This window comes from Allosphingosinicella sp., assembly GCF_036402135.1.
Taxonomy (GTDB): Bacteria; Pseudomonadota; Alphaproteobacteria; order Sphingomonadales; family Sphingomonadaceae; genus Allosphingosinicella.
The window spans coordinates 1-16,169 of record NZ_DASWTN010000017.1; the positions used below are offsets into that span (position 1 = coordinate 1).

16 protein-coding genes and 1 pseudogene are annotated in these 16,169 nt (G+C 65.2%); 10 read left to right on the top strand and 7 right to left on the bottom strand.

Annotated elements, in window-relative coordinates; all coding sequences use genetic code 11:
* Positions 1–189: 189 nt before the first annotated feature.
* Both VGD10_RS04785 and VGD10_RS04790 read right to left on the bottom strand, forming a co-directional pair.
* Positions 190–441, bottom strand: coding sequence for a hypothetical protein (locus VGD10_RS04785; RefSeq protein WP_331039661.1), 252 nt, complete (start codon positions 439–441; stop codon positions 190–192).
* A 99-nt stretch (positions 442–540) separates the two neighbouring features.
* On the bottom strand, positions 541–2,850 hold the full coding sequence (locus VGD10_RS04790; RefSeq protein ID WP_331039662.1) for a patatin-like protein: 2,310 nt from the start codon (positions 2,848–2,850) through the stop codon (positions 541–543).
* Between the two features lie 163 nt (positions 2,851–3,013).
* Between VGD10_RS04790 and VGD10_RS04795 the strand changes: the two genes are divergently transcribed.
* The 3 genes from VGD10_RS04795 to VGD10_RS04805 all read left to right on the top strand — a co-directional run bounded on the left by VGD10_RS04795 (position 3,014) and on the right by VGD10_RS04805 (position 6,287).
* Positions 3,014–3,538, top strand: a complete 525-nt coding sequence (locus VGD10_RS04795; RefSeq protein ID WP_331039663.1) for a septal ring lytic transglycosylase RlpA family protein — start codon at positions 3,014–3,016, stop codon at positions 3,536–3,538.
* A gap of 257 nt (positions 3,539–3,795) precedes the next feature.
* Positions 3,796–4,941: a serine hydrolase domain-containing protein gene (locus tag VGD10_RS04800; protein ID WP_331039675.1), complete on the top strand. Its 1,146-nt coding sequence runs from the start codon at positions 3,796–3,798 to the stop codon at positions 4,939–4,941.
* A 47-nt stretch (positions 4,942–4,988) separates the two neighbouring features.
* Positions 4,989–6,287 (top strand): L,D-transpeptidase family protein, encoded by a 1,299-nt coding sequence (locus VGD10_RS04805; protein WP_331039664.1) that lies wholly within the window; start codon positions 4,989–4,991, stop codon positions 6,285–6,287.
* Between the two features lie 6 nt (positions 6,288–6,293).
* Here the strand turns inward: VGD10_RS04805 and VGD10_RS04810 are convergent, their stop codons facing one another.
* Positions 6,294–6,989, bottom strand: coding sequence for an endonuclease/exonuclease/phosphatase family protein (locus VGD10_RS04810; RefSeq protein ID WP_331039665.1), 696 nt, complete (start codon positions 6,987–6,989; stop codon positions 6,294–6,296).
* A 48-nt stretch (positions 6,990–7,037) separates the two neighbouring features.
* The gene (locus VGD10_RS04815) at positions 7,038–7,361 is read right to left on the bottom strand and encodes an HPF/RaiA family ribosome-associated protein (protein WP_331039666.1); all 324 of its coding nucleotides are present in this window, start codon (positions 7,359–7,361) and stop codon (positions 7,038–7,040) included.
* Between the two features lie 105 nt (positions 7,362–7,466).
* Between VGD10_RS04815 and radA the strand changes: the two genes are divergently transcribed.
* From radA to VGD10_RS04840, 5 genes are read left to right on the top strand one after another with little or no spacing between them, the layout of a single operon-like run.
* A complete protein-coding gene (radA, locus tag VGD10_RS04820) occupies positions 7,467–8,840 on the top strand; it encodes a DNA repair protein RadA (protein ID WP_331039667.1) in 1,374 nt (457 codons plus the stop codon).
* A gap of 20 nt (positions 8,841–8,860) precedes the next feature.
* Positions 8,861–9,388 (top strand): CvpA family protein, encoded by a 528-nt coding sequence (locus VGD10_RS04825; RefSeq protein WP_331039676.1) that lies wholly within the window; start codon positions 8,861–8,863, stop codon positions 9,386–9,388.
* Positions 9,389–9,390: 2 nt separating this feature from the next.
* Entirely contained in the window at positions 9,391–10,707 is a 1,317-nt protein-coding gene (cysS, locus tag VGD10_RS04830) for a cysteine--tRNA ligase (RefSeq protein WP_331039668.1), read from the top strand.
* Positions 10,708–10,749: 42 nt separating this feature from the next.
* Positions 10,750–11,175 (top strand): iron-sulfur cluster assembly scaffold protein, encoded by a 426-nt coding sequence (locus VGD10_RS04835; RefSeq protein ID WP_331039669.1) that lies wholly within the window; start codon positions 10,750–10,752, stop codon positions 11,173–11,175.
* A 3-nt stretch (positions 11,176–11,178) separates the two neighbouring features.
* A complete protein-coding gene (locus VGD10_RS04840) occupies positions 11,179–12,963 on the top strand; it encodes a cation:proton antiporter (RefSeq protein ID WP_331039670.1) in 1,785 nt (594 codons plus the stop codon).
* Between the two features lie 3 nt (positions 12,964–12,966).
* Here the strand turns inward: VGD10_RS04840 and VGD10_RS04845 are convergent, their stop codons facing one another.
* Genes VGD10_RS04845 through VGD10_RS04855 form a run of 3 tightly spaced genes read right to left on the bottom strand, consistent with a single transcriptional unit; the run spans position 12,967 to position 14,893 of the window.
* Positions 12,967–13,272, bottom strand: a complete 306-nt coding sequence (locus tag VGD10_RS04845; protein WP_331039671.1) for a DUF5658 family protein — start codon at positions 13,270–13,272, stop codon at positions 12,967–12,969.
* Positions 13,266–14,354 carry a 3-dehydroquinate synthase gene (gene aroB / locus VGD10_RS04850; protein ID WP_331039672.1) on the bottom strand — a complete coding sequence of 363 codons (1,089 nt, stop codon included), beginning with the start codon at positions 14,352–14,354 and terminating at the stop codon, positions 13,266–13,268. The genes VGD10_RS04845 and aroB overlap by 7 nt, the downstream gene beginning before the upstream one ends.
* The gene (locus VGD10_RS04855; protein ID WP_331039673.1) at positions 14,351–14,893 is read right to left on the bottom strand and encodes a shikimate kinase; all 543 of its coding nucleotides are present in this window, start codon (positions 14,891–14,893) and stop codon (positions 14,351–14,353) included. The genes aroB and VGD10_RS04855 overlap by 4 nt, the downstream gene beginning before the upstream one ends.
* A gap of 48 nt (positions 14,894–14,941) precedes the next feature.
* Between VGD10_RS04855 and VGD10_RS04860 the strand changes: the two genes are divergently transcribed.
* Together VGD10_RS04860 and VGD10_RS04865 are read left to right on the top strand one after the other, a co-directional pair.
* Positions 14,942–15,118, top strand: a complete 177-nt coding sequence (locus tag VGD10_RS04860) for a hypothetical protein (RefSeq protein ID WP_331039674.1) — start codon at positions 14,942–14,944, stop codon at positions 15,116–15,118.
* Positions 15,099–16,169, top strand: a pseudogene (locus VGD10_RS04865) (hypothetical protein); the annotation flags it as partial. The gene VGD10_RS04860 and the pseudogene VGD10_RS04865, both read left to right, overlap by 20 nt.

A 16,169-nucleotide genomic window follows, 5' to 3' on the forward strand; every position in this document is an offset into this window, starting at 1 on the left:
CCCACTTAGTGCTCTCATTTATCGTCAGACTATCAAGACGTTAGACTGGTCACGTGCGCTAGAATGAGCAGCGCCGATCAAGGTTCCTGTTGTCCTGCAGGCAACGTAAAAAAAGCGCCCGTGACGCAACGTCACAGGCGCTCCCGAGTGCCGGCTGCCTGTGAGAGCAGCCAGCTTTATTCTTCAACCTTACATGCCGTTGGCGAGGTTCGCGTCCGGTGCGTTGGTGTTCATGTCCTGAGCGACCGCATTCTGCGTCGCCGGATCCATCGCCATGTTGGCGTCCATGCTCATGTTCGGGTCGAGCGCCGGATCCATCGCCATATTCTGGTCGATCATCATGTTGTCGGTGGTCATGGTGTTGGTTTCGGTGGTGGTCTCCTCACCGCCGCCACAAGCCGCAAGCGTCAGAGCAGCACCGATTGCCAGAATTACGCGCATAATAGTCCCTCCTGTTGAAATGGCATTCGGGGCTAAGCGCACGTCCACGGATTTTGCTCCACTAAAATGCGACGAACGGTTCTCGTAGGATAAATCCATTCAGCCAATCTCCTTCTCCAGCGCCTCGAACAGTTCGGGGATCGCGGTGAGCCGCGGCCGTTCTTCGGCAAGAATGGCGCGAAAAGCGTCGCGCTTAAGGGAGGCGACCGTTCCCGGCGGCAGATGCTTGCCTTCCGGCAGGGTCGAGACGGTGATGTCGATGAGGCGGTCGGCGCCGTGGAGGCGGCCCCAGAGATAGTCGTTCTCGCGATAGGCGCGGCTGAAGAAGGCGCCGAAGCTGTTGAATTGGATACCCTTGAGGGTTGCTGCCGCGCCGCCCTCGCGGATCGCAGTCGCATCGTCAGGCGAGATGCGGTCGACCTTTACCGGATCGAACTCGTCGAGCCCCTCGCCTTGAAGAAGCGGGAGGGTGGCGATGTCGTAGAAGGGGAAGCCCAGATAAGCGAGGATCAGGGCGCGCCGCTCCGGCTTTGGGAAAAGGTTCAGGATTTCGGCGAAGTGCTTGTCCGATTCCGCATCGATCGCCTTGAGGTCGAGCATGGCGGAAAAGGCAGCGATGGCAGGCTCGGCTTCGCTCTCGACATCCTTGAGCGTCTCCAGCACGCCCTCCGGCAAAGCTTCAGGCTCGGAGGCGGCGCGGTAGCGGCCGATAAGCTCGTAAATCGCCTGCCGCGCCCGGTCGAAGGCTTCGCGCGACGCTTCGCTGCCCTCATCGATTTCGCCGATCCGCCGCGCGACGAAACGGAGGCGCCGGGTGCGGAAGCTGATGTCGAAACAGCGGAAGAAGTCGATCACCTCCGGCTTCGCGCCGGCCGAAGTCATGGCCTCGTCGGCATTGATGCCTTTTGCCCGCACATGCGCCCACAGCGCCTGCCGGATCATCTCGCGCCGGGGGCGCTGCCCCTTGCCGCTGAGATTGTAGATGCGGCGCGCCATATCCTCGACCACGGCGGAAAGCTTGAGGTGTCCGTAGGCGGCATAGGCATAGCCCGCATTCTTCGCTGCCACATTCTGCGCCTTGGCGCGCCAGCCGGCGAGACGGTCGGGCGTCGGGCGGCTGAGCAGGAAGGTGGTGCCGAAGGTGCGCTCGATCGCGGTCTCCACTTCCGGACGCATGGCATCCAGGATACGGCGGAGACGGCGAATTCGAGCGGAGCGCTTTTCGATCGCCTCCAGATTGTCGCGGATCGGCTGCTCGCGGGGAATATCCGAGAGCGCGCCGAACAAGGTCGAGAAGAAGCCCGGAGTCTCGCTCTCGCCGCCCGAATTGAGACGGACGCTGCGGACGCCCGGCTTTGGATCGATATAGACGAAGCGGCGGTCCACCTCGCGGCGCGCGGGGCGGCTATGAAGCGCGTCGATGGCGGGGCGAAATGGGGCGTTGGCGAGCACGGAGCCGTCGATCAGCACCGCATTCTCCGCTTCGCCAATAGCGAAGTGACGGGGGAGGGCACGTTTCAGAAATCTCTCCCGCTCCGGCCATTCGCGCTGCCGCGCCTCCAGCACTTCGTCCATTTCCTTGACGCGGAAGGGCGGAAAGGCGCCCGGGAAGCTTGCGGTGGCGCGGGCGGCGAAGGCGAGTTCCGGCGCCGCGCCGAGCCTTCGCGCCTCTCCGCCGGGATCGCGGAAGGCGAGGGTGAGGCGGTGCTCGGTCTCTGCCACTTCCTTCGGAGAATTGAGGCGGAGCCGCTGCGGGTGGCCGTGAAAGTCGGTGACGGTCACGAATAGGTCGAGTGGCTGGTAGTCCGGCAGCAGGGGCTCGCCGGTAGGACCCGCGGCCATGGCGTCGAAGGCATCGAGCAGCAGATTGGTGAAGCGGGCGCCGCCGAACGGCGGATCGAACCAGCGGGCGCGGACGAAATTGGCAAGCTTCGTCCGGATTTCGCTTCGGTGTTCGGGTTCGACAGTCTGGTCGACGGAATTGCTGTGCCGCGCCGAATAGAGCCATGCGACCGGCACCGCGGCCGCTTTCGCCACGCGGGAGAAGCGGCTCACTTCCGGATCGATCAGGCTGTCGACGTCTGCTGTGCGAAGCCACAGGTCGGTGAGGGGATCAAGCGACTGACCGGTGGAGATCGCTTCGGCGAGGAAGATGGCGTTGATTCCGCCGGCGCTGGCGCCGGCAAGGATGTCGACAAAAATCCTGAGGTTTAGCTCGCCTTCATCCGAGATGGTCTGAAGAAGCCGGCGGTATACGCCTTCGGTTCCGCTCTCGCCATCGCCGCCGCCGTGAAATGCCTGGCTCGCCCGGGCGACGCGCCAGATTTCCTTCGTGATACCATGCATATAGACTGCCAGGCTGATCCCGCCGTAGCAGACGAGGGCCAGCCGCAGTTCCTTCTCCCGCATAGCTGCACCGTGACAGCAAGCGCGGCCGAATGGAAGTTCCTGCGGCGATCATGGTTAATGCTGCGGTTCATCGCGCCGACGAAACGACGCGTCGATTGCAAACTGACAAGGATGATCGTTGCGGATAGCGGGTCCGTAACGACAACGACGCAGTTTCCAACATATGAAAATCGCCCGCACGCACCGTCAGGGTGCGACGTCTCTCTTCGTGCTCGGTCTGGCCGCTCTGCTGCCGGTTTCCGCCCAAGGTGAAGTCGCAACGGCCCAGATTGCTCCCGAGCCCGCTCCGGTTCTCGAGGCGCAGCAGGAGCCAGCCGCGATCGTGATCGATGCGCCGGCTGTGGAAGCGTCCGCTCCGGAAGCTGAAGAGCCGAAGAAGACGCTCGAAGACTCCACCGTGATCGGCGAGGGCATGGCGAGCTATTACGGCGCAGAGCTGGCGGGCAACCGCACCGCGTCGGGCGAACGCTTCAACCCCAATGCGCTCACGGCCGCGCACCGCACGCTGCCGATGGGCACCAAGCTTCGCGTCACCAACAAGGCGAACGGCAAGAGCGTCATCGTCCGCATCAACGACCGGGGTCCCTTCGCTAAGGGCCGGATAATCGACGTGTCGCGCGCTGCCGCCGAGAAGATCTCGATGGTCCGCTCCGGAACGGCTCGCGTGACGCTGGAACGGCTGAGCTAGCGAATTCATCAAAACTGCTGTTTGACACCATGGGCCGGCGAACTATTTGCCGGCCCATGCTTTTTGCGCCTGTGATTTAGGAGCGGCCGCTGTCCAGACGCGTTTTTCTTGGCCTGGCGGCCCTGTTTCTGCTGCTCATCCTTATATGGGCGGCGTTCAACGTCTCGTTCGGGGGCGACTCCGGGGATAGCCAAGCCGATGCTGCCAAGGCGCGTTACCAGAAGCTTCAGGAAGCGCGGCGAAACCTTCCCAGCACGATAGACTATAAGCGGCTCGACACCCGCTTTCAGGCGCTGGCGGCTGAAAACAGCATGGTCGGCCTTGCCGTCGGCATCGTCGAGAATGGCGAGATCACCTTTCTGAAAGGCTATGGCGAGACCGTTTCCGGAAGCGGCGAAATGGTGACGCCGGGCACCGTCTTCCGATGGGCATCGGTTTCGAAGGGCGTCGCCGCAGACATGGTCGCGAAGCTTGCCGGCGAGGGGAAGCTGTCGCTGTTCGACCCAGTTGCGAAATATTCAAACTCGCTGCGCCTCCCCGGCGGCAATGAGCATCGCGCCACCGTCTCCGACGTGCTTTCCCACCGGCTCGGCATTTTCGGCCACGCCAACGATTCAAAGCTGGAAAGCGGGATGGATGCGCGCATGCTGCGCGCCAATCTCGCAACGCTCAATGCCATCTGTCCGGTGGCGCAGTGCCATTCCTATCAGAACGTCGCCTATGACGCGGCGACCGAAGTGGTCGAGAAGGTGACTGGGCAAGGTTACGAGCAGGCGGTGAAAGAGCGACTGTTCCTGCCGCTCGGAATGACGTCGGCCAGCATCAGCCGCGAAGGGCTTTACGCCTCGCCGAGCTGGGCGCGGCCGCACCGCGGCGGCAAGGGTTCGAAGCCGGTTGAAGTGACCGATTCCTATTACCGCGTGCCGTCGGCAGGCGGCGTTAATTCCAACGTCAAGGATCTCGCCCTCTGGATGCGGGCGCAGATGGGGCTCGCGCCGTCCGTGCTTTCCGAACAGGTGCTTGCCGAGGTGCAGACGCCGCGCGCGCCGACTCCGGGCGAGCTCCGCCGCATGCGCAATTTCCGCGAGCGGGTGAACCAGACCAGCTACGGCCTCGGCTGGCGCATCTATGATTATGCCGGCCACAAGGTCGTCACGCACCGCGGCGGCGTCACCGGCTACCGCTCCGTCGTCATGTTCGATCCGGCGAAGAAGAGCGGAGTCGTGGCGCTTTGGAACAGCTCCACCAATCGCGCCGGCGGCCTAGAATATGAAGTGATGGACATGATCTACCGGCTGCCGGTGCGCGACTGGCTTAAGCTCGACGGCGCCGCCGCTCCCGCGCCGGCCGAACCTGCCGGCAACGAAGCGGAGCCGGAAACGGTCAGCGACAGCGGCCCATGATCGGCGGTTAGGGCTGGATTCAGGTAAGGGCGCTAAAGGTTCTTCGCATGGCAGCCGTTCCGCTTTTCCTGCTTCTGATGGCGAGCAGCCTTTCGGCGGTGGACCGCTCGACGGTGCTGCAGCCGATCGAGCCGATCGACCTTCCGCCCAGCATTCAGCAGGGCGTCGACATGATGTATATCGACCCCGAGATCGCACCGAGCCTCAAAGAGCGGGATGCCGACCTCGCCGAGATCGCGCCGGGGCGGGAGCCGGGCACGCCAGTCGATATGCTGACGCCGGTCAATCCGCTCTACACCGAGCTTCGGCGCACGCTGGTCCGCTATCAGATGAACTGGAGCGGCTTGCCGGACGTGCAGATTCCCGCCGGTCCCATGCTGAAGCCGGGAGCGAAGGGCGAGCGGGTCTCGGTGCTTCGCGAGCGGCTCGGCCTTAAGCCGGGTGACGCATACGACGCCGAGCTTGCGAAGAAGGTCCGCGCCTATCAGGAGAGCCACGGCATCAAGGCGGACGGCGTTGCCGGCGAGGCGACGATCCAGTCCCTGAACCTCGGCCCGCTTCGTCATGAGCGGCTCATCCAGATCAACCTCGAGCGGGCGCTGCGCCTGCCGAGCGTGGCCGAAAAGGGTCGCTATGTGGTCGTCGATGCCGGCGGCGCGCGCATCTATTTGTTCGAGGACGGCAAGGTCCTGGACAGCATGAAGGCGATCGTCGGCAAGCCGGAGACGGCGACGCCGATGATGGCGGCGAAGCTCCGCTATGCCAGCGTCAATCCTTACTGGAACGTTCCACCCGAACTGATCCAGGGGCTGATTGCTCCGAAGGTGATTGCGGGCGGCGTCACCTATCTTGAGGAGCGCGGATACGAGGTGTTCTCCGATTGGACGGAGGAGGCGCAGAAGCTCGATCCAGCGACGGTGGATTGGCAGGCGGCCGCCGCCGGCACCAGCGACATCCGCGTCCGTCAGCAGCCGGGCGGCGCCAACAGCATGGGCGCCATCAAGTTCATGATGCCGAACGATTTTGGCATCTACCTCCACGACACGCCCGACAAGTCCGGCTTCCAGAAGGACGACCGGTGGATCAGCAACGGCTGCGTCCGGGTCGAAGATGCGAAGCGGCTCGCCACCTGGCTGTTCGGCGACATGCCGAAAGGATCGGATCCGAAGGTCGAGGAGAAGGTCGATCTCGCCGAGCCGGTGCCGGTCTATATCACCTATTTAACGGTCGGCGCGGGCAAGGACGGCGCTGTGTTCCGCAAGGATCCCTATTCACGGGATAAGGAGCTGCTCGCCCGCTATTTCGGCGCGCCGGCGCAGACGGCGGCGCTCTCTCTTCAGCGCTAAGGCGCGTCAGGTCCGCTTCACGCGGGCCCAGATGGGGAGGTGATCCGAGGCCTTGCGGGCGGTGGCGCTTTGGTGAGCGCCGCTTTCGATTATTTCCAGTCCTTCGCTCACCATGATGCGGTCGAGCTGCGCGATCGGGCGGCGGGCATGGAAGCTCCGGCCGCAGGGCGCGAAGCGGTGATGGACGCCGAAGTCGCGAAGGCAGCCGCCGGCGACGCTCCATTCGTTGAGGTCGCCCATCAGCACCGTCGGCGGGTTGCCGCTGCGGTTCGCGAGATGGGCAAGGATCGCATGCGCCTGCCGCCGCCGCCAAAGGCCCGACAGGTCGAGATGCATGCCGACGACCCGAAGCTCCTCGCCATCGACGCGAAGGTCGGCAAGCACGGCGCCGCGCGGCTCCAGCGAGGGGAGGTGGACCAGTTCCTTGTCGACAATCTCCACATCCTTGCGGACGAGCAAGGCGTTGCCGTGCCAGCCGAGGCTGCCGTCGCGGGCGTCGAACGGCACCGGCTTATAGTCGCTATGCTCTTCGATCAGGTGCGGCGGGATTGCGGACAGGCGCGCGCCGAAGCGGCGGTCGGCTTCCTGGAGCGCGACGACGTCTGCGCCGACTTCCTTCAGCACGTCGAGCGTGCGTTCGGGCCTCCGGCGCCGATCGGTGCCGATGGCCTTTCGCATATTATAGCTGGCGACGAGGATCATCGCGGCCCCTAGTGAAGGGCTCGGGTCATCGGCGCAATATCCGGCGGCTCAGTGCCCCTTGCGGTCGCTGAGCTTGCCGAGCTGATGATCGAGCGCCCGGGCGGCCTTCTTGGCGGCGCCGAGGATCGCGCGGTCCACGGTCGAGCCATGGTCCGACACCGCCACCGGCTGAACGCCGTTGATCCGGGCTTCGAGCGTCGCGCGAAGGTCCGCAGCGCCGCCGCGGGGGCCATTCACGTCCGAAACGTGGATTTCGATGTCGGTGATCCGATCCTCAAAGCGGGCAAGCCTCTGGCGAACCTGTTCCTCCACGCGCGTGTCGCGATCATTGTCGCTGTCGATCTGATTGTCGGTGTGGATCTGGATGAACAAGGCACGCCTCCTGCTTATTGGATTTAGCGAAAGAATGCGGCTGAACGCCCGGCGTTCCCGCGAAATATGCTGGCGAAGGGGCAGGGCGGTCGCTAGCTTCGATACATGGCGAAAGCGCGGAAAAGATATGTTTGCCAGGCCTGCGGGTCGGTGAGCAGCCGGTGGCAGGGGCAGTGCAGCGACTGTTCGGAATGGAACAGCCTGGTCGAGGATGCGGCGGGCGTGGTGACGCCCTTTTCCGCACGCCACGACCTTCGTTCGGGCGGACGCGCGGTGGAGCTTGTCGGGCTCGACAGCGACGTGGCGCTTCCCGCGCGGATGAGCACCGGCATCAAGGAGCTGGACCGCGCGGTGGGCGGCGGCCTCGTTGCGGGCTCGGCGACTTTGATCGGCGGCGATCCCGGGATCGGCAAGTCGACCTTGCTGCTGCAGGCGGCGGCGAACATAGCCGCGGCAGGGCGGCCGGTCGCCTATATTTCCGGCGAGGAAGCGGCCGATCAGGTTCGGCTTCGCGCGCGGCGGCTTGGGCTAGGGCAGGCGCCAGTGAAGCTCGCCGCCGCGACATCCGTGCGCGACATCCTGACGACTTTAGGCGACGGCGCGCCGCCGGCTTTGCTGGTGATCGATTCCATCCAGACCATGCATTCCGACCTGATCGAAGGCGCGCCGGGAACGGTGAGCCAGGTGCGCGCCTCGGCGCAGGAGCTGATCCGCTACGCAAAGGAGACCGGCACGGCGCTGGTGCTGGTGGGGCATGTCACCAAGGACGGCAGCATCGCCGGTCCCCGAGTGCTCGAACATATGGTCGACACGGTGCTGAGCTTCGAGGGCGAGCGCAGCCATCAATATCGCATCCTCCGCGCCGCCAAGAACCGCTTCGGCGGCACCGACGAGATCGGCGTCTTCGCCATGGCCGAGCAGGGGCTCGAAGAGGTCGCCAATCCGTCAGCCCTGTTCCTCACCCATCGGGGCGAGGCGGTGTCCGGCGCGACGGTATTCCCGGCGCTGGAGGGTACGCGACCCGTGCTGGTCGAAATTCAAGCCTTGGTGGTGCGGCTCGCCAGCGGCGCGACGCCGCGCCGGGCGGTGGTCGGATGGGATTCCGGGCGGCTCGCCATGATCCTCGCCGTGCTTGAGGCGCGCTGCGGGCTCAGCTTCTCGACCGCCGAAGTCTATTTGAACATTGCCGGAGGCTACCGCGTCAGCGATCCGGCTGCGGACCTTGCGGTGGCGGCGGCTTTGGTGTCCGCGCTGTCGGAGCGGCCGGTGCCGGCGGAGACGGTGGCGTTCGGGGAAGTGGCGCTGTCCGGCGAGCTTCGGCCGGTGGCGCATGGTGCGCTCCGCCTCAAGGAAGCGGCCAAGCTCGGTTTCGAAAGCGCGCTAGTCCCCGCGTCTCTTGCAGGCGAGAAAGGCAGCCTCAAGCTCACCGGCTTTCGGACGCTCGGCCAGCTCGTTGACCATCTGCTGGGCCGCCACTAGCAACATCGGCCATGGGTGCTTTGACCGGTCTCGATATGCTTGTGCTGCTGCTCGTTGGCGGCGGGCTCGTGTTCGGCTTCATCCGCGGCTTTGTGTTTGAAATTTTGTCGCTGATCGCGTGGGTGGGCGCGATCCTGGCGCTCAAGTTCTTCCACGAGCCGGTGCGTGACGCGCTCGTCGGACCAGTGGGAACGGTTGCAGGCGCGGCGGTGCTCGCCTTCGCGCTAGTGTTCGGCGTCGTCTACATTCTCGGCAAGCTCCTCGCGCGGCGGATCGGGGGTGCCACCAAGAAATCGGTGGTGGGGCCGGTGGACCGCGTGCTCGGCTCCGGCTTCGGCGTCTTGAAAGGCCTGATCGGGGCGACCCTCCTCTTCCTTGCCGCCAATCTATTCTACGACACCGTCTATGGCCGCTATGCACAGCGTCCGGCCTGGATGACGGATTCGCGCACCTATCCGCTGCTGAACGCGAGCGGCGAAGCGATCATCGACTTTGTGGAGCGCCGCCGCGGCCGAGCACCGCAGCCCGCGGAGCAGGCGCAGGACTGACGATGGCCGACATCAAGCTTTACGACACCATGGCGCGGGAAAAGCGCGTTTTCACGCCCGCTGATCCGAACCGCGTCACGATGTATGTGTGCGGTCCCACCGTCTACAATCGCGCCCATATCGGCAATGCGCGGCCCGCAGTCGTGTTCGACGTGTTGGCGCGGCTGCTCCGTCATACTTATGGCGAGGAGCATGTCGTTTACGCCCGCAACATCACGGACGTTGAGGACAAGATCATAGAGTCGGCGCGCGCCGAAGGTGTCGATCCTTCGGTCATCACCGGGCGCTACGAAGATTATTACCTTGCCGACATGGGTGCACTTGGGGTGCAGGAGCCCGATATCGCGCCGCGCGCCACCGAAAGCATCGCTGGCATGGTCGCCATGATCGCCTCGCTGATCCATCGGGGCAACGCCTATGAAGCGGGCGGCCATGTGCTCTTCCATGTGCCGTCGGATCCCGATTATGGCGCGCTCGGTCGCCGCGATCGTGAGGCGATGATCGCCGGGGCGCGCGTGGAAGTCGCCTCCTACAAGAAGGATCCTGCCGACTTCGTCCTCTGGAAGCCGTCGGAACCGAACGTGATCGGCTGGGACAGCCCGTGGGGGAGGGGACGTCCGGGCTGGCACATCGAATGCTCCGCGATGATCGAGCAGCATCTCGGCCAAACGATCGACATCCACGGAGGCGGACTAGACCTCATCTTCCCGCACCACGAGAATGAGATCGCGCAAAGCCGCTGCGCCCACCAGGGCGCCCCGCTCGCCCGCTACTGGATGCATAACGGCTTCCTCTCGATGGCGGATGGCGAGAAGATGTCGAAGTCGCTCGGCAACGTGGTGACGGTCGATGAGCTTCTAAGCCAAGGTCACAAGGGCGAAGTGCTCCGCTTCGCTTTGCTCTCCGCCCATTACCGGCAGCCGCTCGAATGGTCGGAGGCTTTGATCGCCCAAAGCAAGGCGACGCTCGACCGGCTCTATCGGAGCGCCGGCGAGGCAGAGGCAGGCGCGGTGGATGGCCGCGTCATCGAAGCTCTGTCCGACGATCTCAACACGCCGCTCGCCTTGTCTAGGCTATCGGCGATTGAGGATGCCGGCACGCTCAAGGCGTCCGGGCAGCTTCTCGGCCTTTTCTCAGAAAGTGCGACGGGGTGGTTTCAGGGCGCAGGCGACAAGCGCATCGATGAGTTGGTGGAAGCACGCGCGCAGGCGAAGCGTGAAAAAAACTTTGCCGAGGCTGACCGCATCCGTGCCGAACTTGCTGCCGACGGCATCGTGCTCGAGGATGGGCCGCAAGGCACGACCTGGCGCCGCGCCTGACGCGGTGGCGCTTCGGCCGCGGCCGTCCTATATCCTGAATTAATGGCCACCGCTCTCTACGACCGCGACATTCTTCGCCTTGCCGCGTCCATTCCGCATTACGGGCGGCTTAAGGCAGCGCAGGCGAGCGTGGAGAAGCGCTCGCCCGTCTGCGGCAGCCGCATCGTCGTAGATGTGGCGCTGGATGAGGAGGGGCGGGTGAAAGCGCTTGGGCAGGAAGTGAAGGCCTGCGCCCTCGGTCAGGCTTCCGCGTCCTTGATGGGCGCACATGCTGTCGGCAGGGACAAAGTGGAGCTTGCCGCCGCGCGTGACGCGCTCGCCGCCTTCTTTGCGGGTGAGCGGGACGATGCGGGCGACTGGCCAGGCCTCGATCTGCTGGAACGAGCGCGGCCTTTCCCCGCCCGGCACAAGTCCATCCTCTTGCCTTTCGAAGCTGCGGCCGAAGCTGCGGCGATGGCCAAGGCTTAAGTCGTGGAGGAGGGGGCACATGCCGCGACCATCGTCCTCCGGGATGGGGTCATCATCCTTGGCGCGGCGCTATTCTTCGTCACCCTATTCCGCCGCTTGGGCCTCGGCGCCACCCTCGGCTATCTTGTCGCCGGCGCTCTGATCGGCGCCGACGGACTGGGGCTCGTCCATGGCGGCGATGCGATCCTGGGCATTGCCGAGATCGGCATTGTCCTGCTGCTTTTCCTGGTCGGGCTGGAGCTTCATCCAAGCCGGCTCTGGCGGCTGAAGCGCGACATTTTCGGCCTTGGTACGGCGCAGGTGGTGGTAAGCGGCCTCGCCCTCAGCGCCCTCGTTTATTTCGCCGCCGATTTCTCGCTCGCCGCCTCGCTCGCCATTGGCCTGCCGCTGGCGCTTTCCTCGACCGCGCAGGTGCTGCCGAGCCTCCGTTCGGACGGCTCGATCAACACGCCGTCGGGCGAACGCGCCTTCTCGATTCTGCTACTCCAGGATCTCTCCATCGTGCCGCTCATTACCATCATCGCGGCCATGTCGCGCGCGCCCGCCGATCCGGGAACGCCGCCCGGATGGCAGCTCGGCCTCTACACCGTCGCCGCGATCGTCGGGCTGGTGCTGGCGGGCCGCTACATCATCAATCCCGTCTTCCGCCTCGTCGGCCGCATCAGCGAGCGCGAATTGTTCGTCGTGGCGGGCCTCTTCACTGTCCTCGCCAGTGCGGCGGTGATGGAGGCGCTCCACCTGTCCACCGCGCTTGGGGCCTTCATCGCCGGCGTCATGCTCGCGGACTCGCCCTACCGCCACGAGCTCGAGATCGACATCGATCCGTTCCGCTCGATCCTGCTCGGCCTGTTCTTCATCGCCGTGGGCATGATGCTCGATTTGGACGCTATCGCTATCCAGCCTTTCTTCGTGCTCGGCATGGCACTGGCGCTGATCGCGGTGAAAGCGAGCATCCTGTTCGGCATCGCCCGCGCCTTCGGCGTGCCGCCGCGTCGAGCGCTGAAGCTTGGCCTGCTGCTCAGCCAGGGCGGCGAATTCGCATTCGTATTGTTCGCCCAGGCGCAGGACGCGCTGCTGATCGCGCCGGAAGCTGCAAGCCTGTTCAGCGCCATCGTCACCCTCTCCATGGCCTCGACCCCTTTCCTGATGAAGTTCAACGACTGGTTCGACCGCAAGACCTCGCGGGAGGATGCCTCGCACCTCGACGGCCCGGAGAAGTCAGAGACGACGCAGGCGATCGTGGTCGGCTACGGACGCTTCGGGCAGACCGTGGCGCAAATGCTGATGGCGCGGGGGGTGAGCATCACCCTCATCGACATCAAGCCGAGCCAGATCGAGCTTGCCGGCGATTTCGGGATGAAGGTCTATTATGGCGACGGCACGCGGCTCGACCTGCTGCGCGCAGCAGGCGCGGGCGATGCGGAATCGATCCTGTTCTGCATCGACGGCGGCGGACTCAACGCGAAGAAGCTTAAACCCATTCTGGAAGCCTTCCCGCAAGCCGCTGTATTCGTTCGGGCCTTCGACCGGCGGCAGGTGATGGCGCTGAGCGGCGCCGATCTTGCTGGCGTCTACCGCGAAGTTTTCGAAACGGCAGTCTGCATGGGGCGGGAGGCACTCGTTCACCTCGGTGTTACCGAAGATGAAGCCAAAAGGATCGAGCGAGAGTATCGGCAGCGGGACGCGACGAGGCTGGAGAGCCAAAGCGAGACCGGCGACCTCCACTCGCTGAAGGAAACCATGTTTCTCCCAGACCGCGCGCTTCCGGACGAGAAGGAGCCGGGCTGAAGCCTAGCGCGCTGTCCTTTTGCCGCGGCGTATCACCCGGATGTTGTGCAGGACGACCAGCAGCCCGATCACCGAGAAGACGGCTAGGCAGGCGATCTGGAGGCGTTCGGGCAGCTGCGCCAGCAATATCGCCGTCAACGCTAGGGTGGAGAGCTTTAGAAGCACCAGCCCCTGCGTCTGGCCCATGTGCCTCATGAAGAAGAGGGCGAGCGGGTTGCGCTCGCGCTTGCCGATGGCGAGGCCGCGAAGGGTGAGGGCGAGGTCGGCGATCTGGAGGGCGAGGAATAGGGCGATGAGGAGGATCAGCATCTTGCCTCTCGGCTGAGAAAGGCGCTGACTTCTTCGGCCTTCACATCCCGCTCGACGAAGGCCTTTCCGATGCCGCGTGCCAGGATCAGGGTGAGGCTGCTGCCGCTGTTCTTCTTGTCCTGTCCCATGCGCTCAAGCAGGCGCTCGGCGCTCGCGTTGCCGATACGTGTCGGCAGCCCCACTGTCTGCAGATGCGCGTCGACCCGTTCGGCATCCTGGGGAGAGCAGAGGCCGCGTTCGGCGGAGAAGCGGAAGGCGAGGGCCATGCCGATTGCGACCGCCTCGCCGTGAAGGAGGGCGTCGGAGAAGCCTGCTTCGGCTTCGAGCGCATGGCCGAAGGTGTGGCCTAGGTTGAGGAGTGCCCGTCGCCCGCTGGTTTCCCGCTCATCATCGGCAACGATGGCGGCCTTGGCGCGGATGCTGGTCTCGGTGGCGTGAAGCCGTGCCTCGGCGTCTCCGCTTAGCAGGGCGGCGCTGTTCGCTTCGCACCAGGCGAAGAAATCCCGGTCGCCGATCAGGCCGTATTTCACCACTTCGGCATAGCCGGCGCGAAGCTGGCGCTCCGGCAGCGTGTTCAGCACCTGCGGGTCGATGAGGACCATCGAGGGCTGGTGAAAGGCGCCGACTAGGTTCTTGCCCGCGGCGACGTTGATCGCCGTCTTGCCGCCGACCGATGAATCAACATGCGCGAGGAGCGTTGTGGGTATCTGCACATAGCCGACGCCGCGCTTCAGGATTGCGGCGGCAAATCCGGTAAGGTCGCCGATCACGCCGCCGCCGAACGCGACGATGTGGCCGGACCGATCGACACCAAGGGCGAGGAGATCGTCAATCAGGCCGGATAGCGCTGGCCAGCTCTTCGTCTCCTCGCCCGGCGGCAGCACGATCGGCTGCACCTTAATGCCGCCGATGCCCCGAGTAAGCTTGTCGCCCCAGAGACTCCAAATCGTCTGGTCAGTGACGACTACGAGCCGTCCGCCCGCCGTGTAGGGCCGTAGAGGCTCCGCCGCCTGATCAAGCAGGCCGTTCCCGAGAAGCACCGGATAGCTGCGCTCGCCGAGCGCCACATCGATGCGCCTCAACGGCCGCCCTCCCATTCCGCAAGCGCCTCGACGATCTTCTCCACCGCCTTGTCGTGCGGCATGGGCTGGCTGCGCACATGAATATGCGCTTCGGCGTAGACTGGGTTTCGCGCGCTGGCGAGGTCGCGGAGGAGGAGGAACGGGTCCCTATCCTTGAGGAGCGGCCGCGTGTCCCGGCGCGAGACTCGCTCCGCCAGCGTCTCGACATCCGCATCCAGCCAGACGGCGATACAACGCTCGAGAATGAGCTTCCGCGTCTGCTCGTTCATGAAGGCGCCCCCGCCGGTCGCGATCACCTTGGGCGGCCCTTCGATCAACCGCGCGATCACCCGCCGCTCCCCGTCGCGAAAACTCTCCTCCCCGAAGCGGGCGAAGATTTCCGCGATGCTGTGATCGGCGGCGATTTCGATCTCGCTGTCGGAATCGACGAACTCCATCCCCAGCCGCTTCGCAAGCCGCCGGCCGACGGTGGATTTGCCCGCACCCATCAGCCCCACGAGCACGATCGGACGGTCCGGGGAAGGAAGCGATTGCGGCATGAAGCAGGGGCTATACAGCGGCCCGTCTCGTGGGGCAAAAGGCGCGCCATGCGCAGGACCATGCTTACCCCAATGCCGCGGCGCCGCAGATCGCCGCTCCCCGCCATCCTGATCCTTTTGCTCGCGCTCATCATCGGCGCCGCGATCTGGGCATCCACTGTCGATACCGAAGTGCCGACGCAGCGAATCGAGCAGGACGTCACGAATGAAGCCCTGGCGAAATAAGCTTTTCCTTCTCGGGGGCGTTGCAATCCTGGGGCTGGCGAGCGCCGCCTATACCCAGAATGCACAGGAGCAAATCCTGCCGCCGGGCTTCGAGAATGCCGCGCCCGTTCCGCCTGAGGAGCAGACGCCTGCGCAGGAGCCCGGCGCCACGCCCGGCCAGACGCAGCCCGGCACCTCGGGCGGCGGTGTAAGGCGCACTCCGCAGGCGCAAGCCTCAAGCCTCGACGACCTGCTCCTCGGCGCCTCGGACGAGGAACTCGCGGAGCTGCTCGAAGGCATTCCGCCGCCGATCGAAATTCCGGATTTCGCGCGCCGTCCGACCGATGTGGTTGGGGCGCTGGACGCCGGCAATTGGGGGCTTGGCCAAGGCGCTTTCGGAGGCGCCAACGGCCGCTTCCTTTCGACGTTGATGCGCCGGACCGATGCGCCGCTGCCGTCGCGCTGGGGCACGATCCTCCTTCGCCGTGCGCTTTTGTCGCGCGTACCAGCGCCATCTTATGTGCACCCGGTCGACTGGGTGGCAGAGCGCGCCTGGCTTCTTCTCCGCATGGGCGAAGCGGACGGCGCACGCATGCTGGTGCAGGCGGTGGACGTCGACCAGTTCACGCCGAAGATGTTCTCGGTCGCGGTGCAGACGGCGCTCGCGACCGCCGATCCCGCCGCGCTTTGTCCTCTGGTGGAGCCGGGGCGCGAAACCTCCGACGAGCCGATCTGGCCGCTGGCCGATTCCATCTGCGCCGCGCTCGAAGGCAATGCGTCGCGGGCGGGGGAGCAGATCGATCTTGCCCGCCGCCGCGGCACCGTAGGCGGTGCCGACCTTCTTCTCACTGAAAAGGTGATCGGCGCGGGCGCCGACACCCGCCGGGCCGTGACGGTCGAGTGGGAGGATATCGACTCCCTCAACACCTATCGCTTCGGCCTTGCCGCTGCGACGGGTGCGGAAATTCCCGGGCGGCTGCTGGTCAGCCCGCAGATGCGCGCCTGGCATGCGCGGGCGCCGATGGTGCCGCTGGAACAGCGCACTGCCTCGGCCGAAGCGGCAGCGGCGCTC